The organism is Actinomadura luzonensis (genome assembly GCF_022664455.2).
GTDB classification, from domain to species: domain Bacteria; phylum Actinomycetota; class Actinomycetes; order Streptosporangiales; family Streptosporangiaceae; genus Nonomuraea; species Nonomuraea luzonensis.
On the sequence record NZ_JAKRKC020000001.1, the window covers coordinates 2,379,898 to 2,396,056 of the forward strand.

The 16,159-nt window shown below is 73.3% G+C and carries 16 protein-coding genes, 1 pseudogene and 1 riboswitch; of the genes and pseudogenes, 11 read left to right on the forward strand and 6 right to left on the reverse strand.

Translation table 11 applies throughout. The annotated features are described in order from the left end of the window. Positions 1–2 precede the first annotated feature (2 nt). A riboswitch (TPP riboswitch) is annotated at positions 3–115 on the forward strand. After that, on the forward strand, positions 106–1,452 hold the full coding sequence (locus tag MF672_RS11415; RefSeq protein WP_242374111.1) for a purine-cytosine permease family protein: 1,347 nt from the start codon (positions 106–108) through the stop codon (positions 1,450–1,452). It overlaps the preceding riboswitch by 10 nt. On the opposite strand, the gene MF672_RS11420 is transcribed toward MF672_RS11415, so the two are convergent. After that, complete coding sequence (locus tag MF672_RS11420; RefSeq protein WP_242374110.1) at positions 1,415–1,987, reverse strand: methylated-DNA--[protein]-cysteine S-methyltransferase; 573 nt, start codon at positions 1,985–1,987, stop codon at positions 1,415–1,417. The two genes, MF672_RS11415 and MF672_RS11420, sit on opposite strands and share 38 nt — an antisense overlap. Before the next feature lie 88 nt (positions 1,988–2,075). Here MF672_RS11420 and MF672_RS11425 point away from each other — a divergent pair, with 88 nt between their 5' ends. Continuing rightward, a complete protein-coding gene (locus tag MF672_RS11425; RefSeq protein WP_242374109.1) occupies positions 2,076–3,944 on the forward strand; it encodes an ATP-binding protein in 1,869 nt (622 codons plus the stop codon). 142 nt (positions 3,945–4,086) lie between these two features. Beyond that, the gene (locus tag MF672_RS11430; protein WP_308210478.1) at positions 4,087–4,524 is read left to right on the forward strand and encodes an ATP-binding protein; all 438 of its coding nucleotides are present in this window, start codon (positions 4,087–4,089) and stop codon (positions 4,522–4,524) included. Positions 4,525–4,570: 46 nt separating this feature from the next. Here MF672_RS11430 and MF672_RS11435 read toward each other — a convergent pair whose 3' ends face one another. The 3 genes from MF672_RS11435 to MF672_RS11445 all read right to left on the reverse strand — a co-directional run bounded on the left by MF672_RS11435 (position 4,571) and on the right by MF672_RS11445 (position 5,712). Next, positions 4,571–5,224 carry a YidC/Oxa1 family membrane protein insertase gene (locus MF672_RS11435; RefSeq protein ID WP_242374107.1) on the reverse strand — a complete coding sequence of 218 codons (654 nt, stop codon included), beginning with the start codon at positions 5,222–5,224 and terminating at the stop codon, positions 4,571–4,573. 92 nt (positions 5,225–5,316) lie between these two features. Further along, positions 5,317–5,517, reverse strand: coding sequence for a DUF6412 domain-containing protein (locus tag MF672_RS11440; protein ID WP_242374106.1), 201 nt, complete (start codon positions 5,515–5,517; stop codon positions 5,317–5,319). Positions 5,518–5,541: 24 nt separating this feature from the next. Further along, positions 5,542–5,712, reverse strand: a complete 171-nt coding sequence (locus MF672_RS11445) for a hypothetical protein (protein ID WP_242374105.1) — start codon at positions 5,710–5,712, stop codon at positions 5,542–5,544. Positions 5,713–5,806: 94 nt separating this feature from the next. Between MF672_RS11445 and MF672_RS11450 the strand changes: the two genes are divergently transcribed. Together MF672_RS11450 and MF672_RS11455 are read left to right on the forward strand one after the other, a co-directional pair. Continuing rightward, positions 5,807–6,499: a response regulator transcription factor gene (locus tag MF672_RS11450; protein WP_242374104.1), complete on the forward strand. Its 693-nt coding sequence runs from the start codon at positions 5,807–5,809 to the stop codon at positions 6,497–6,499. Further along, on the forward strand, positions 6,499–7,623 hold the full coding sequence (locus MF672_RS11455; RefSeq protein WP_242374103.1) for a sensor histidine kinase: 1,125 nt from the start codon (positions 6,499–6,501) through the stop codon (positions 7,621–7,623). Before MF672_RS11450 ends, MF672_RS11455 begins: the two co-directional genes overlap by 1 nt. Here the strand turns inward: MF672_RS11455 and MF672_RS11460 are convergent. After that, positions 7,613–8,065: a hypothetical protein gene (locus tag MF672_RS11460; protein ID WP_242374102.1), complete on the reverse strand. Its 453-nt coding sequence runs from the start codon at positions 8,063–8,065 to the stop codon at positions 7,613–7,615. The genes MF672_RS11455 and MF672_RS11460 overlap by 11 nt on opposite strands. Before the next feature lie 187 nt (positions 8,066–8,252). Here MF672_RS11460 and MF672_RS11465 point away from each other — a divergent pair, with 187 nt between their 5' ends. The 3 genes and pseudogenes from MF672_RS11465 to mptB form a co-directional block, all read left to right on the forward strand. After that, positions 8,253–8,600 carry an STAS domain-containing protein gene (locus MF672_RS11465; RefSeq protein WP_091081001.1) on the forward strand — a complete coding sequence of 116 codons (348 nt, stop codon included), beginning with the start codon at positions 8,253–8,255 and terminating at the stop codon, positions 8,598–8,600. A 70-nt stretch (positions 8,601–8,670) separates the two neighbouring features. After that, positions 8,671–9,435, forward strand: a complete 765-nt coding sequence (locus MF672_RS11470; RefSeq protein WP_247815224.1) for a glycosyltransferase family 2 protein — start codon at positions 8,671–8,673, stop codon at positions 9,433–9,435. Between the two features lie 357 nt (positions 9,436–9,792). Next, positions 9,793–10,911, forward strand: a pseudogene (gene mptB, locus MF672_RS11475) (polyprenol phosphomannose-dependent alpha 1,6 mannosyltransferase MptB); the annotation flags it as partial. A gap of 241 nt (positions 10,912–11,152) precedes the next feature. Here the strand turns inward: mptB and MF672_RS51320 are convergent. Further along, positions 11,153–13,450 carry a hypothetical protein gene (locus MF672_RS51320; RefSeq protein ID WP_302893192.1) on the reverse strand — a complete coding sequence of 766 codons (2,298 nt, stop codon included), beginning with the start codon at positions 13,448–13,450 and terminating at the stop codon, positions 11,153–11,155. A 59-nt stretch (positions 13,451–13,509) separates the two neighbouring features. On the opposite strand from MF672_RS51320, the gene MF672_RS11480 reads away from it, so the two are divergent. From MF672_RS11480 to pheA, 3 genes are read left to right on the forward strand one after another with little or no spacing between them, the layout of a single operon-like run. Next, the gene (locus MF672_RS11480; protein ID WP_242374099.1) at positions 13,510–14,715 is read left to right on the forward strand and encodes a glycosyltransferase 87 family protein; all 1,206 of its coding nucleotides are present in this window, start codon (positions 13,510–13,512) and stop codon (positions 14,713–14,715) included. A 22-nt stretch (positions 14,716–14,737) separates the two neighbouring features. After that, positions 14,738–15,157 carry a DUF4446 family protein gene (locus MF672_RS11485; RefSeq protein ID WP_242374098.1) on the forward strand — a complete coding sequence of 140 codons (420 nt, stop codon included), beginning with the start codon at positions 14,738–14,740 and terminating at the stop codon, positions 15,155–15,157. 46 nt (positions 15,158–15,203) lie between these two features. Further along, complete coding sequence (gene pheA, locus MF672_RS11490) at positions 15,204–16,130, forward strand: prephenate dehydratase (protein ID WP_242374097.1); 927 nt, start codon at positions 15,204–15,206, stop codon at positions 16,128–16,130. Positions 16,131–16,159 lie beyond the last annotated feature (29 nt).

Below are 16,159 nucleotides of genomic sequence, written 5' to 3' on the forward strand. Positions count from 1 at the left end.
CTACAGATCGTCGCGGGAGCTTGGGGCAACCAGGCTGAGAGGGCAGCTACCGCTGCTGCCGACCGCCTGAACCTGTCCGGGTAATGCCGGCGTAGGGAGTGAGCGATGACGCATGTCGCCGACGAAGTTCCGCTGACCCTCGAAGGAACCCCGCCCAAGACGCTGGGCGTCCTCGACCAGGGCGCCCTCTGGGCCAACCTCGGCGTCAGCCTGCTCGGCTTCTCCGGCGCGCTGTTCCTGCTCGACCCGCTCGGCGACGCCCCGCTCAGCCTGGCGGCCGCGCTCATGGCGGCCCTGGTCGGCAGCCTCATCGGCACGGCCATGGTGGGCCTGTCCGCCGTGCCGGGCACGCGGACCGGCAAGCCGGCCATGGTGCTGCTGCGCGGGCTGTTCGGGGCGAGGATCTCCTACGTGCCGACGGTGCTCAACATCGTGCAGATGCTCGGCTGGGGCGCGTTCGAGCTGTGGGTGATCGCCAAGGCGGCCACCGCGATCTTCGGCGGCGTGCCGTACCAGGTGTGGGTGCTCGTCGCGGGCGTCCTCACCACGGCGCTGACGATCTGGCCGCTCGGCTCGATCCGGCTGCTCCGCCGGTACGTGACCGCCGGCGTGATCGTGTCGATGGTGTGGTTCGCCTGGTTCTTCCTCAACGAGGCCCCGGCCCACGCCGGCGGCTCCTGGACCGCCTTCCCCGCCGCCGTCGACTACGTGATCGCGCTGTCGGTGTCGTGGGTGCCGATGGCCGCCGACTTCGCCCGGCACTCGCGCTCCAGCCGGGCCGCGTTCACCGGCGTCGTGGGCGGCTACACGCTGGCCCAGGTCGCCTGTCTCGGCCTCGGCGTGTACGCGGTGGCCATCGCGGGCTCGGCGGCGGTGACGGCCGACAGCACGGCGGTGTTCGCCCCGTTCGTGGCGGCGCCGCTCGGCGCGTTGTTCTTCGGCGTCCTGGTGCTGCGCGAGACCGACCAGTCGTTCGCGAACGTCTACTCGACGACGGTGTCCCTGCAGAACCTCATGCCGCGCGTGGACCGGCGGGTCTTCTCCGTCGCCATCGGCCTGCTGACCGTCGCGATCGCCCTGGTCGTGGACGTGACCTCCTACGGCGCGTTCCTCGGCGTGATCGGCGCGGTGTTCGTGCCGATGTTCGCGGTGCTGGCCGTCGACTACTTCCTCTTCGCCCGCTCCGGCCGCTGGGACACCGCCGAGGACGCCCCCTCGCGCTGGAGCATGCTGCTGCCCTGGGCGCTCGGCTTCGCCGCGTACTGGCTGACCACCTCGACGCCCACCCTGCCCGCCTGGGACGCTTTCTGGGCCGGCGCGCGCGCCGCGATCGGCTTCACCCGCGAGCCGTGGATGAACGGCGCGCTCGGCGCGGCCCTGGTGGCGGCGCTGGTGACGCTGCTGATCGGGCTGCTCAGCGGACGCCGGCCGCGGCCCGCCGTTCGACGTTGAGCAGGTGCTGCTTGGCGGCGAGGCCGCCCGCGTAGTCGCCGAGCGCGCCGTCCTCGCGCACCACCCGGTGGCACGGCACGATCACGCAGACGGGGTTGGAGGCCAGCGCGTTGCCGATCGCGCGCAGCGCGCGCGGCCGGCCGATGCTCTCGCCGATGCTCTCCAGCGTCGTGGTCGTGCCGTACGGCACCGCCATCGTCTTCTGCAGCACCGTGCGCGCGAACGGGGTGGCGAGCGACAGGTCGACCGGCGTGGCGAAGGCCCGCAGCCGCCCCGAGAAGTAGGCGTCGAGCTCGCGGCGCACCGGGTCGAGGCGGCGCGCGTCGGGGCCGATGAAGCGGCCCACGTTCCTGCTGATCAGCTCGAAGACGTCGTTCTCCGGCTCGAAGGAGCAGGCCACGATGCCCTTGGCGGTGACGGCCAGCACCTGGCGGCCCAGGGCGCCGTCGTAGGTGCCGAACGCGATGTCGGGCGTCTCTCCCCGGTAGGTGCTGGAGGTCACACGCAGCAGGGCGTCAAGGTCGCCGCTCGTCATGCCCGCACCCTCCAGGGAAATCGTCGTGACCGCAGCGTATCGGACGGATCGCCCGACGCACCCACCGCGCCACGTGCACTATGGAGGAGTGGGGGACCTATGGGCCGGTAGTGACGATGAGATCGCCCGCGCGGTGCTCGCCAGCTCGCCCAACGCCGTCGTGGCGGTCGACCGCGACCAGACCGTGCTGGTCTGGAACGAGGCGGCCGAACGGCTCTTCGGCTGGCCGGCGGCGGAGATGCTGGGGCGGCGGGCGCCGATCGTCCCGCCCGAGCTGAGCGCCGAGCACAACGCGGCGCTGGAGCGCGTGCGCACCGGCGGCCAGGTGTCGGTGCGCACCAAGCGCCTCGACAGCGGCGGCAGCCTGCTCGACGTGCGCGTGGACATCAGCGCGCTGCGCCTCGGCAGCGCCGTGGCCGGGTACGTGTGCGTCCACCACCTGGCGCGGGCCGACGAGGTCGCCAAGGAGCGCATGGCCCGCCGCGCCCGGCTGGTGCGCCGGCTGACCGACGTGGTGGGCGACCTCAACTCCGACCTGGAGCTGTCCGCCGTGCTCGACCGGATCTCGGCCAGCCTGACGGAGCTGACCGGGGCGGACGCCGGCGGGTTCGTGCTCATCGAGGGGGAGCGGCTGCGGCTGGTGAGCACGTACCAGCTGCCGGAGAGCATCCGCGGCACCACCACCGACCTGCGCACGAGCCTGGTGGACCGGCTTTTACGCACCGGCAAGACGGTGCTGCTGGAGTCGAGCGGCCTCGATGACCTGGTGTGGGCCCGGCTGGACGGCCTGCACACGATCGCGCTCGGCCTGGCCGCGGTCGGCGGGCGGCCCTACGGCGCGCTGTACGCGCTGTTCGCCCGGCGCACGCCCGGCCACCTGGAGCTGGAGCTGCTGGAGCTGCTGGCCGGGCACGCGGGCATCGCGGTCGGCAACGCCGTGGCCTACCAGGACGCGGTGCGGCAGCGGGCCCACGAGCGGGCCGTCTTCGACGCGAGCGCCGACGGCATCGCCGTGCTCGACGAGGCCGGACGGGTGGTGCGCTGGAACCCGGCCGCCGCCGAGATCACCGCGATCCCCGCGGAGAGCGTGCTCGGCGGGCCGCCGCCGTTCCCGCTGCCCGCGCCCGGCGAGAAGCTCACCTTCCAGCTGGAGACGGGCCGGTGGCTGGACGTGGTGAGCGCGCAGATCGAGGAGACCGGCGAGGTCGTGGTCGACTTCCGCGACGTGACCCGCGCCAAGGAGCTGGAGGAGGCCAAGGACCTGTTCCTCGCCACCACCAGCCACGAGCTGCGCACGCCGATCACGATCGTGCGCGGGTTCGCCTCGACGCTGGACGCGCGCTGGGACAAGCTGAGCGACCTCGAACGCCGCTCGGCCGTGCACACGATCGCCGAGCGGGCGAAGTCGCTCGGGCAGCTCATGGACCACCTGCTGCTCGGCGCGCGGGCCGGCGCGGACGAGCTCAAGGTGCGCATCGAGGAGTTCGACCTGGCCGAGCGCATCCACGCGGCGACGCTGGGGCTGCCGGTGCTGTCGGACCGGCACCGGGTGGAGGTCTCGATCGGCGACGGGCTGCCGTACGTGCTGGGTGACGCGCTCGCCACGGACATCGTGCTCGGCCAGCTCCTGGAGAACGCCTTCAAGTACTCGCCGAAGGGCGGGCTGATCAGCGTGGAGGCCTGGCCCGAGGACGACAACGTGGTCGTCGTGGTGGACGACGAGGGCGTGGGAATCGCCGCGCCTGACCGGGAAAGGATCTTCGAGCGTTTCGTCCAGGTGGACAGCGGCGACCGGAGAAGGTTTGGTGGAGTAGGGCTCGGGCTCTACATCGTCCGCAGCCTGGCGAGGGCACAAGGGGGAGACGTGAGCGCACATCCGCGGCCTGGAGGGGGCACCAGAATGCGGTTGGTCCTGAGGGGCTCGACCCCTATCGGATCCGACACACCGATGCGGTAACGAGGTGGTCACGGTTGAGCTGATCTATCTTCCAATGTGTACAAGCTGTGATCGAGATGCGGTTTCTGGGATTGAGTAACGGGGCATTTCGGTCGTACCGGGGAGTGTTCCCGCGGGGGGCACAGGGAACGGGGAGGTGGGTGTGTCAAGCGTGGTGCTGCTGCCGTACGCGCCGTCCAGCGTCGCCGTCGCCCGCCAGCGTCTGAGCACGGACCTGCAGGACAGCGGGGTCTTCTCCACCGCGATAGACGATGCCGTGCTCGTGGTGAGCGAGCTGCTGAGCAACGCGCTGCGGCACGCGCATCCCCTGCCCTCGGGCATGGTGCGGGTGGCCTGGCTGCGCAGCGACGACCACATCGAGGTGGCGGTCAGCGACGGGGGTGCGGCCACCGAGCCGCGAGCCGGCCGCCCGACCCTGTCCTCACTCGGCGGGCGCGGGCTGGGCATCGTGGAGTACGTGGCGGAGAGCTGGGGGGTGCGGCACGACGGCGACACGACGACGGTGTGGGCGATCCTGCCCGCTCCTCAGTCCACCTCGATGAACGGGCAGGTCGCTGCGGCGTTGAAGGAGGCCGGTTAGCCGGTCTCCCGTGGTGTGGCCGGCCCTGGGGAGGGCCGGCCGGGCGTCAGGCGGTCGCGCCGGCGGGCCGGCGGTAGAGCACGGCCCGCTCGGCGGTCGCCCACGCCGTCGACACCAGCAGGTAGAGCCCCGCCGCGAGAGGCAGCACCAGTACGGCGAGCACGGACCCGTACGGCGCCAGCCGCGCGAACCGCCGCAGGAGTTCCGGCTGCTCCTCGCCGATCCTCAGGTTCTTTGCGGACAGCCAGGCCACCGCCGCGACCAGCACGATCAGCAGAACAAAGACCGAAACCGGCACGCTGATCAGACCGAAATGCGCCACCGCGCCCGCGAGCTGCTCCCCGAGCGGCGCCCCGAACAACGTGTGCCCGGCCAGCGCGGTCGGATGCGTGGCCACCCGGTACATCAGCCACAGGAACGGCATCTGGGCCAGCATCGGCAGGAACCCGGCGAACGGCGAGCTGCCTTCCCGCGCGTACAGCGCCCGGGTCTCGCCGAGCAGCCGCTCGGGGTCGCGCGCGTGGCGCTTCTGCAGCTCGCGCAGCTTGGGCGCGAGGCGTTCGCGGATCCTCGCGGTACGGGCCTGACGCACGTTGAGCGGCAGCAGCAGGAGCCGTACGGCCAGCGTGAACAGCACGATCGCGAGCGCGGCGTCACCGCCGGACAGGCCGACGACGAACGTGACAAGAGAGTCGATCATGGGAGCGTGAGCCTTTCCATCCATCCTGGACGTGGTCGGGGATGGGGCCCACCGGTCGGCGAGCCCCGCTTACCTGGGGAAGCGGGGCATGCCTAAGGAGCTCGTGACCGACACCGCCCGGCGGCGTCGGGATCGCGCTGGCGCTGGAAGGCCGTGCGGCGCGCGTAGACCAGCGGGAAGCCCGCGGGCTCACCGCCGAGGACGGGCCGCAACGCGGCCGCCCACGTGGCCAGCAGCAGGATCGCCACCATCGTGATCCCGACCAGCCACGGGTCGAACAGGAACTGCGTCAAGACGATCGGCTCGATGCGATCGGGTCAATGCGACCGGGACTTGCCGACCACGGTGACCGCGACGAACACGAGCAGAGCGATCACCCCGACGATCAGGGCGAGCTTGAACAGGCCCGCCAGCAGCGGCAGGAGGAAGTTGAACACCACGAAGAGACCCAGCAAGGTCCCTATGACGAGCATCACGACTCTACTCATGAGGCCACCGTACGTCCTCCGGGCAAGATCCGCGAGGCTTACGGAGTGGTGACGTACCCGGCGCACGGGGCGTTGCCGGCCGTACCGTGAGGTGGTGAACACCCGCATCCTGGTGGTCGAGGACGACCCGACCGTCTCCGAAGTGGTCGCCCGCTACCTGGAGCGCGACGGGCACGAGGTCGAGTGCGTCGGCGACGGGGCCGAGGCGCTGCGCCGGGCGCTGGCCCGCCCGCCCGACCTCATGGTGCTCGACCTCATGCTGCCCAAGCTCGACGGACTCCAGGTGTGCAGGAAGCTCAGGGAGCGGTGGCCGGTGCCGGTGATCATGCTCACCGCGCTGGGCGAGGAGATCGACCGGGTGGTCGGCCTGGAGACGGGGGCCGACGACTACGTGGTCAAGCCGTTCAGCCCGCGCGAGCTGGCGCTCCGGGTGCAGTCCGTGCTGCGCCGGGCCAGGGGCGCCTCCGTCACCGGCGGCACCGGCGTGCTGCGCGACGACGACCTCGTGGTGGACGTCGGCGCCCACGAGGTGCGGCTGCGCGGCGCGGAGGTCATGCTGACCGCCAGGGAGTTCGACCTGCTGGCCTACCTCATGCGCAACCCGCGCCAGGCGTTCAGCCGGGCGGCGCTGCTCGACCAGGTGTGGGGGTGGTCGTTCGGCGACTCCTCCACGGTGACGGTGCACGTGCGGCGGCTGCGGGAGAAGATCGAGGCGGACCCGACCGAGCCGCGCAGGATCGTCACGGTGTGGGGCGTCGGCTACCGGTACGAGCCGCTGGAGGGCTGATGACGCGCGCGCTGCCGGCGCCCGCCGTGCCGGTCGGGGAGCTGCCGATGGTCGTGGCCGTGGCGGCCGGGCTCGGGCTGCTGGTGGCGCTGGCGGGCATCTGGGCGATGGGCCGGCTGCGCACCCGGTCCATCGGCGTGATGCTGGCCGTGGTCGTGGTGGTGGCCGTGGCCGCCACGCTGGCCGGCGTCGTGGCGATCATCGCCAAGATGATCATCGAGGGGCCGGTCAAGGACTTCGTGCTGAGCGTGGTCGCCGTCGGCGGGCTGGTGGGGCTGGGGGTGGCGTTCGTGCTGTCCAAGCGGGTCGTACGGGAGAGCAGCCGGCTCGTCGCGGCCGTCCGCGAACCGCCGTTCCGCGCGCCCCAGGGGCTGCCCGCCGAGCTGCAGGAGATCGCCAACACCCTGGAGGAGGCGTACGCGCGCGAACGGGCCCTGGAGGGCGCCCGGCGCGAGCTGGTCGCCTGGGTCAGCCACGACCTGCGCACCCCGCTGGCCGGCATGCGGGCCATGGCCGAGGCGCTGGAGGACGGTGTGGTCTCCGACCCCGCGACGGTCGCCCGCTACCACGGGCAGATCAAGCTGGAGGTGGAGCGCCTGTCGGCCATGGTGGACGACCTGTTCGAGCTGTCGCGCATCCACGCGGGGGCGCTGCGGCTCACGCGGGCCAGGATCGGCCTCGCCGACCTCGTCGCCGACACGCTGGCCGGCGCCGAGCCGCTGGCCAGGGCCAAGGGCGTGCTGCTCACCGCCGAGGCGGCGGAGACCGTGCCCGTCGAGGCCGACGCGGGCGCGCTCGGGCGGGCCCTCGGCAACCTGGTGGTCAACGCCATCAGGCACACCCCGTCGGACCGTACGGTGGTGCTGCGGGCCGGCGTCGACGCGGGCATGGCGTGCCTGTCGGTGACCGACTGCTGCGGAGGCATCCCCGAGGAGGACCTGCCCCGGCTGTTCGAGGTGGCCTTCCGGGGGGAGAGCGCGCGCACGCCCACCGCCGACGGCGGGGCCGGGCTCGGGCTGGCCATCGCCCAGGGCATCGTGGAGGCGCACGACGGGATGATCGAGGTGGTCAACGACGGGCCGGGGTGCCGGTTCGAGATCCGGCTGCCCCTGGTCAGCGGCTGACGGCCGCGCGGGCGGGCTCGTTCGCGGCCGGGCCGGGCGGTTCGTCGGGCGCCGGGTCCTTCGTGTCGCGCTGCGGGCCGAACGACTCGAGCATCGCCCGGAACGTCGGGCACGGCCAGCGCCACATGCAGCTCCGGCACCGCAGGATCGGGTGCGCGGCGTCGCTGGTGATGCCGCCCGCGTCGCGTGGCTGGTGCAGGTCGAGCAGCCGCAGCCCCAGCTCGGAGAACCTGAGCAGGTCGGTGCGCGCGCCCGCCAGGAACTCCAGGTCCTCGCGGGCCAGCCGGGTGCGGATCGGGACAAAGCCCTCATGGTTGAGCAGGCCGCGCAGCCGCGCCGCCTCGTCGTGCCAGGAGTTGGCCTTCTCGGTGCGGAGGAGAATGGACTCCAGCCGGTCGCGGAGCCCTTCGCGCTGGGGATCTTCAGGTTTCTCGGTCTTCATCGACGTGGGGCCCGTCAGCCGTGCCCTGGTCCCTCCTTCTCGGTGCCGCGGCGGGTGTTCAGGTGTCACGCTGTCAAGCTTCGCGTACTCTCCGTGCCTATGGAGCCCAAACGGAGGACAAAAACCTGTGCCTGCCCTCTCGGCGTGACAACGTGACCGAAAGCCTCCGCGCCGCTAGCCTGCCCATGTGGAGCTCAAGGTCTCGACCAGATCACATGCCGGGTTCGCGCTCGTCGCGGTCACCGGGGAAATCGACCTCTACACGGCGCCCCACCTGCAGTCCGAGTTCACTCGGCTGCTGCAGGAAGGGCCGAGCCGGGTGGTCATCGACATGTCCGCCGTGGATTTCTGCGACTCCACGGGCATGAACGTGCTGCTCTCGGCGCTCAAGAGGATGAAGGAGCAGGGAGGCACCCTGGAGGTGGCCTCACCGCGTCCCGCCGTGCGCAAGATCCTGCAGGTCACCGGGCTCGACTCGGTGTTCACCGTGCACGAAGAGGTGCCCCAGGAGTTCCTCATATCCGAGGGATCATGACGGGAGCCGCCCGCGGACGCAGGGGACACCCGTCCCCCGCGCCTCGCCCGCATGCCGTCCTGCCCGCCGCATGCCGTCCGGTCCGCCCAGCGAGGAGCCCCCACCAGTGAGCGGTGACACCGCCGTCATCATCCCGGCCGCGAACGAGGCCGAGCGCGTCGCGGCCACCGTCAAGGCGGCCTCGGCGCTGCCCGGCGTGGACCTCGTGGTGGTCGTGGACGACGGCTCGCGCGACCTGACAGGGAAGGTGGCGCGCGCCGCGGGCGCCCGGGTGGTGCGGCACAGCCGCAACCGGGGCAAGGCGGCCGCCATGGAGAGCGGGGCGGAGGCCGTACGGCTGCTGGACGGCGACGACACCCCGCGCCACCTGCTGTTCCTGGACGCCGACCTGGGCGACACGGCAGGGGCCGCGGCGCCGCTCGTGGAGCCGGTGCGCGCGGGCGAGGCCGACATGACGATCGCCGTCTTCAGCACCCGGGTGAAGCTCGGCGGGCACGGGTTAGTGGTGCGTCTGTCCAAGGAGGGCATCCGGCGGGCGACCGGGCTGGAGCTCGCCCAGCCGCTCAACGGCCAGCGCTGCCTGACCAGGGCCGCCTTCGAGGCCGCGCGGCCGCTGGCACACGGGTTCGGCGTGGAGACCGCGCTGACGATCGACCTGGTCCGCAAGGGGTACCGGGTGCGGCAGGTCGAGGTCGAGATGGCCCACCGGGCCACGGGCACCGACTGGCGGGCGCAGCTCCACCGCGCCGCCCAGCTCCGGGACGTGGCGCGGGCGCTGGCGACGCGCGACCCGGTGGTCGTCCAAAACCTGAACAAACTTCACTCCAACCGCTGACCACCTTCCCGTTTCGGGCGGCGATGCCACGAACGGGGCCGCTCCCCGCCGACCACCCTCCCCTTCTCGGGGTGGGGATGAGGTCGCTCGCCGTCGGCCACCCTCCGGCTTTCCGGCAAGAGGCGGGGCCAGGGAGTGGGGACAGCGCCGCCCGTCGCCCGCTCCCCGCCTGACGGCTCTCTGGACGAGGGGCTGCGGTCCCTGATGCCTTGCGTCCTTCGGGGCGCGAGGGCGGGCCGGCGGCTGGGCGCCTGCTCGTTCTCCCGCGAGTGTGAGGGGCCGTCGTCCCCGTTCCCGTCCTCAGGGCGGTGAGGGGAAGCGGCGAGCGGGCGGCGGCGGGTGTGCTGGAATACGCGGGTGAGTTCGGAGACGCGGCGGCGCGGCATCGCCGGGGAGCGGCGGGCGCGGGCGGCCACGGCGGCCACGGCCGCGATCGGCGTCTCGGCCCTGCTGACGATCGTCATCGGGCTGCTCGGCCCGTCGCCCATGGTGCCCGCGCTGGACGGCCCCGCCTGGCAGCCGCCGTACTCGCTGGCGGTCCACCCCGACCCGCACCTGGCGGTGGCCCTCGCGGCCGCCGCGATCGTCGTCGGCGGCCTCGGCCTCCTGGCCGCCCTGATCCTCCCGGACCAGGCCGCGGCCCCGGACGTGCGCCTGCTGGTAAAGCTCGGCTGCCTGGCCGCCGCGGTCCTCGCCTTCCTGCCGCCCTCCGGCTCCGGCGACCACCTCAACTACGCCGCCTACGGCCGCATGCTCACCCTGGGGCTGAACCCGTACACGCACGGCGCCGCCGACCTGGCCGGCGACCCGATCGCCGACGCGGTGGAGCGGCCGTGGCGGGAGGAGCCCAGCGTGTACGGGCCGGTCGCGACGGCGGTGCAGGCGTTCGCGAGCTGGGTGGGCGGCGACTCGATGCGGCTGACCGTCTTCGTCCTGGCGCTGGTCAACGCCGCCGCCTTCGTCGTGACCGGCCTGCTGCTCGACCGCGCGACCCGGCACGACGAGGCCGCCCGCCGCCGCGCCGCCCTGTTGTGGACGGCGAACCCGCTCCTCCTCTACCACCTGGTCGCCGGCCTGCACGCCGACACCCTGGCGGTGGCCTGCATGGTCGCCGCCCTCCTGGCGAGGGGCCGGCCGGCGGGCGGGGGCGTGCTGCTCGGCCTGGGCGTGGCGGTGAAGGTGAACGCCGGGCTCGTCGCCCTCGGCCCGGCCTGGGAGCTGCGCCGCCGTCCCGGCCGCCTGGCCGTCATGGCGGGCTGCGCTCTGGCGGTGGTGGCGGCCGGGTACGCCGTCGCCGGCCCGGAGGCGATCGCGCCGGTGACGCGCACCAGCAAGTCGATCTCGCACGCCACGGTCTGGAAGCTCGTCCAGGGGTGGTTGCAGGTGGTCGTGGGGCCGGGCAAAGCGTACCGGGGGGAGATCCAGGTCGGCTCGCTCCTGCTGCTGGCGTTGCTGGCCTGGCTGCTGCTCCGCTGGGCCGCTCGGGGCGGCTGGGGTGACGCGATCGGCTCGGCGCCGGTGGTGGCGGCCGGGCTGGCGGTCGCGTACGTGTTCGCCTCGCCGTACGTGCTGCCCTGGTACGACGGGCTGGCCTTCGGCATGCTGGCGCTGGTGGCGGCCTCGGCGGTGGACGGGTTCCTGGTCGTCCACCTGCTGGTCCTGTCGCTCGCCTACCTGCCGGCCCGGGTGGACGGGCAGCCCGCGGACCTCGCCTGGCTCAGCGGAGAGGTCCGGCCTCGGACGGGTTGGGTGCTGCTCGTCCTGACGATCGCCCTGGCGGTGTGGGCGTGGCGAGCTGCAGCGCGCGGACGCAGGCCGCGAGCGTCAGCGGCACCGCCACCGTCAGCGCCATAGCGGGGATCGCGATGCCGGAGTCGTTCATCAGGAAGCCGATGAACGCGCACGTCAGCGCCCCGAGCAGGCCGGCCCGCAGGGTGGGGGCCAGGGCGTAGGCCTGGCCGAGCGCCGCGGCGCCGTACCGGGAGGGCCGGGCCAGCACCAGGAACAGGAACGCCAGCGCCACCAGCGTCAGCAGGGTCAGCGACCAGTTGCCGACCGTCACCCCGATCATGGCGCTGAGCTTGCGGCCGACGACCGTCCACGCCTGGCCGTCGATGACCTGCTGCACGAATGTCCCGAGGTGGGTGCGCCGCGCCTCAGGGCGCAGCCAGTCGACCACCGACAGCGCTCCGATGACCGCCACCCCGGCGACGCCGACCAGCAGCAGCCTGAGCACCGACACCCGCCTGCCGGACAGCAGGATCAGGAAGACCGCCAGCCCGACCACGAACGCCGGCACCCCGCCGAAGTCCGCGCCCCACGACGGCCACCCGTCGGCGAACACCGCGAACATCCCGTACAGCGCGCACACCCCGACCGTGACCGCCCTGGGCAGGCCGCGGCCGAGCAGCCACTGCGCGACCCCGGCCAGGCCCAGGACGGTGCCGGTCGAGCAGACGGCGAAGGCGATGTTGCTGAAGCCGTAGAAGCGGCCGCCGGTGACGGGCTCGTAGCCGGTGACGGCGTTCACCTGGAGGGCGGAGCCGGTCATGACGTCGAGGAGCAGGGCCAGCGAGGTGATCCCGGCGACGACGGTGAGCGGGCCGAGGACGTGCGCCCGCCAGGGGCCGGCGAAGGCGAGCGCGGTGATCAGGCCCGCGATGCCGAGGATCGTCACGATGACCGAGATCATCGGCGTCGGCAGGGTCCACCAGGGCACGAGCTGCGCCAGGAAGGTGGAGACGGCGATCGCGCCGCTCAGCACCGCGACGATCTGTACCGCGCGCAGGAGCTTGGACGTGCTCGCGGCCCTGACGTCGGGCTCCGTGCCGGCGCGGCGGCGGCGCAGGGCGAGCGCGGCCCAGGCGTAGAAGAGCAGCTGGAGGGTGACCAGGACGGTGAAGAACGGGCCGCGGACCTCGCGGAGCACCTGGCTGGCGAGGTCGCCGTCGGCCAGCTCGGACACCGTCGCGGCGGGCCCGCCGGTGGTCGTGGCGGCGGGCTGCCACGGGCGGCCGACCACCTCGCGCGGCTGGGGCAGGCCGAGGAGCTGGATGACGGTGGCGGTGAGGTCGGTGACGGTGACCAGGGCGTCCTGGCGGGTGGAGGAGGCGGTGAGGCGGCCGTGCGGGTACGGCTCGCCGGACGGGGACGGGCCGGCGGCCAGGGCGAGGTGCAGGTGGGCGTTGGGGGTGACGTCGGAGAGACCGGCGACGAGGGTGGTGGTGCCGGGGGCGAGCAGGGGGAGCAGGGCGGCGATCCGGCGGTCGGCCTGCGCGGCGGCGGCCTGGCGGGCGGGGCCGGGCAGGGGGGTGGGGACGCCGTACTCGTCGAGGGGGCGGCGGGCCCAGGCGTCGGCGAGGTCGGGGGCCTCGAAGACGATCAGGCGGTACGGGGTGAGGTCGCCCAGGGCGACGGGGGTGGGGGCGTATCTGGCGATATTTCCGGACTTGTCGGCGGCGGCCAGGGCGGCGCCCGGACCGATCGCCGCCACCTTGCCCCCGGCGTCCGCCACCAGCTGGCCCAGCGTGCCGATACGGGCGTCGTAACCGGTCCCGGACTGATAGGCCGCCAGGGCGTCCCACCCGGGGACGGTCGCGCCTCCGCCGGCGGCGGGCCGCGGCTGAGGGGCGACCGGGGCCGGGCAGCCCTTGCCCGCCGTGCCCGCGCGCTGGCCCGCCGAGACCGTCAGCCAGCCCGCGGCGGGGCAGGTGATGCCGCGGTCGGGCGGCGGGACGGCGCGCGTCGAGAGGGAGGCCGAGGAGCCCTGGGCGGCGAGCTTCCACAGGGCGGGGGTGCGGGTCTCGTCGAGGTCGCTCCACTGCAACCCCGGCACCCCGACCACCACCACCCGCCCCTGCCCGGGGGCCCCTGAGGCGGAGGCGTGTGCGGGGGCGGCGAGGGCGAGGGCCAGGGCGGTGAGGACGGGCAGCAGGGAGCGGGCGATGCCGCGGAAGGGGCGTGGACGCGAACCGGCCCGGCCTCCGCGCAGGCCGGATGCGGTGTCGTGTGCCATGGACCGAACCCCCAGTGCTTGCCCCTCGAACGACAACAGCCACGGTAACGTGCCACACCGTGACGAGAGGCGAGGTGCGGGTGAACCGGCGGCAGTGGTGGATGTGGGCGATCGTGGCGCTGGCCGTCGCGGCGGCCGTCGCGCCGCTGGTGCACACGTGGCTCACGAACCCCGACGACCAGCGCCTGGTCGACCTGGACGTCTACCGCACCGGCGGCCAGATGTTGCTCGAAGGGCGGCCGGTCTACGACTACTACACCCCGGCCCCCCAGCTCCTGCCGTTCACGTACCCGCCGATCGCCGCCATGCTGGCCGTGGGCCTGGCCGTGATGTCCTGGGAGACGGCCCAGTGGGTGTGGACGGCCGGCGTCTACGTGACGCTGGCGGTGACCGTCTGGTTCTCCTTCCGGCAGGCCCTGGAGGGGGAGGCGGTCCGGAGGCACGCGCCGTGGCTGTTCGGGCTGCTCATGGTGGCCTGCGCGTACCTGATGCCGATCCGCGACCAGGTGCGCTTCGGCCAGGTGGACATCCTGCTGGTCGCCCTCTGCGTGGCCGACTGCCTGGCCAGGCGCCCCTGGTGGCCGCGGGGCTTCCTGATCGGACTGGCCACGGCGGTGAAGCTGACGCCGGGCGTGTTCCTGATCTACCTGCTGGTCACGCGGCAGTGGCGGACGTTCTGGATGGCGGCGTTCGTGACGACGGTGCTCACGCTGCTGCCGTTCGCGGTGATCCCGAGGGACGCGGCCGGCTTCTGGTTCTCGGCGCTGCTCGACCCGGAGCGCCTCGGCGCGAACGCGGGCACCACGAACCAGTCGATGCGCGGCATGCTGATCCGCCTCTACATGAACGGCGCGCTGGAGTCGGCGATCTGGGTGGTGCTGGTCGCCGTGGTCGCCTGGTTCGGCTTCCGCGGCGCGCGGGAGGCGTACCTGACGGGCGACCGGCTCGCGGCGGTGGCGCTCGTCGGGCTGATGGCGGTGCTGCTCTCGCCGGTCGCCTGGATCCACCACCTGGCCTGGATCGTCGTGGTGCTCGGCGCGCTCGCCGGCGACGGGCGCGACCCGGCGCGGCTGCGCGTGGCGGGCGGGGTGTGGCTGTTCTACGTGGTGCCGGTCCCCTGGTGGGGGGTGTCGCTGATCGCGGCCGGCATCCCGGGGGTGAGCGTGGTGCTGGGCAAGATCGTCCAGGACGGCTACGGCCTCGGCGCCCTGGCCCTGGTGTGGTTGTTGGCCGCCTGGTTGCCGAAACGGCGGCAGCTCGTCTGACCCAGCCGTTACCCTCGGTGCCGTGCTCGTTACGGTGTGGGTGATCGTCGGGGTCGTCGCCGGGGTCACCGGCGTGCTGATCGGCTATCTGGCGCTGCGGCAGGCCAGGGCCGCCGTCGAGGACTGGCAGCGGGCCCTGGCCAGGCAGAGCAGCGAGGGCCTCGGCGACCTGAGGGCCATCAGGGACGTCGCGGTCTGCCGGTACGACGCGCTGTCGGAGATGAGCGGGCGGCTATCGTTCTCGGTCGCCATGATCAACGGCCTGGGCGACGGCATCGTCCTGACCTCGATCAACGGGCAGAGCGAGACCCGCACGTACGTGCGGCCGGTGGTCGGCGGCAAGGGCGCGCAGCCGCTGTCGCCCGAGGAGGAGGAGGCGGTGCGGGCCGCCCGGCTGGGCCTCGGGCCGCTGGTGCCGTGCCGGTCGGCGGGGCCGCTCTGAGCCGTTCCCGGCGCGCTGCCGGCTCGCCTGCGGATACTCTGGACGCATGCCCAAGCTCGCCTATCTCGGGCCCGAGGGAACGTTCACCGAAGAGGCCCTGAGACTCCTCGACCCCACCGCGGAGCGGCTGCCCTGCGCCAACGTCAGCGCCGCGCTCAACGCCGCCCGCGCCGGCGAGGCCGACGGAGCCGTGGTCCCGCTGGAGAACTCCATCGAGGGCGCGATCACCACGACCCTCGACGAGTTCGCCTGGGGCGAGCCGCTGCTGATCACCGCCGAGCTGCTGCTGCCGGTGCAGTTCTCGCTGCTGGCCCGGCCCGGCACCGAGATCCCGCACATCAAGCGGGTCTACACGCACCCGGCCGCGATCACGCAGTGCCGGGGGTACATCGCGCGCGAGCTGCCGGACGCGGTCGTCGTGTCCGCGCCCTCGACCGCCGCCGCGGCGCAGGAGGTGTCGCTGCCGGGCTCGCCGTACGACGCGGCGATCGCCGCCCGCATCGCGGGCGAGCACTACGGCCTGACCGAGCTGGCCGGCGGCATCGGCGACCGGTCCGACACGGTGACCAGGTTCGTCAAGGTCGCCCGTCCGGGCGGGCCGCTGCCCGAGCCCACCGGCTCCGACCGCACCACGCTGGTCGTCTTCCTGGCCGACGACCACCCGGGCGCGCTGCTGGAGATGCTGACCGAGTTCTCGGTGCGCGGCGTCAACCTCACGCGCATCGAGTCGCGGCCGACCGGCGACGGCATCGGCCGCTACTTCTTCCACTTCGACTTCGAGGGCCACATCGGCGACGCGCGGGTCGGCGAGGCCATCGCGGGGCTCCACCGCATCTGCGGCGAGGTGCGCTTCCTCGGCAGCTATCCGCGGGCCGACGGCAGGCAGCCGCAGATCAAGCGGGGCACGTCCGACGCCGAGTTCGCCGAGGCGGGCGAGTGGCTGGCGCGGGTCCGCGCGGGCCGCGTCCAGTAGCCCCGGCTAATAGAGGGGCGAGGGGCCGT

What these genes read in the sequence shown, in the direction of transcription:
- pheA (WP_242374097.1), top strand. Translation starts at nt 15,204, where the DNA reads ATGCCCAAGCTCGCCTATCTCGGGCCCGAGGGAACGTTCACCGAAGAG.
- MF672_RS11435 (WP_242374107.1), bottom strand. Translation starts at nt 5,224, where the DNA reads ATGATCGACTCTCTTGTCACGTTCGTCGTCGGCCTGTCCGGCGGTGAC.
- MF672_RS11455 (WP_242374103.1), top strand. Translation starts at nt 6,499, where the DNA reads ATGACGCGCGCGCTGCCGGCGCCCGCCGTGCCGGTCGGGGAGCTGCCG.
- MF672_RS11470 (WP_247815224.1), top strand. Translation starts at nt 8,671, where the DNA reads ATGCCGTCCGGTCCGCCCAGCGAGGAGCCCCCACCAGTGAGCGGTGAC.
- MF672_RS11415 (WP_242374111.1), top strand. Translation starts at nt 106, where the DNA reads ATGACGCATGTCGCCGACGAAGTTCCGCTGACCCTCGAAGGAACCCCG.
- MF672_RS11460 (WP_242374102.1), bottom strand. Translation starts at nt 8,065, where the DNA reads ATGAAGACCGAGAAACCTGAAGATCCCCAGCGCGAAGGGCTCCGCGAC.
- MF672_RS11420 (WP_242374110.1), bottom strand. Translation starts at nt 1,987, where the DNA reads ATGACGAGCGGCGACCTTGACGCCCTGCTGCGTGTGACCTCCAGCACC.
- MF672_RS11445 (WP_242374105.1), bottom strand. Translation starts at nt 5,712, where the DNA reads ATGAGTAGAGTCGTGATGCTCGTCATAGGGACCTTGCTGGGTCTCTTC.
- MF672_RS51320 (WP_302893192.1), bottom strand. Translation starts at nt 13,450, where the DNA reads ATGGCACACGACACCGCATCCGGCCTGCGCGGAGGCCGGGCCGGTTCG.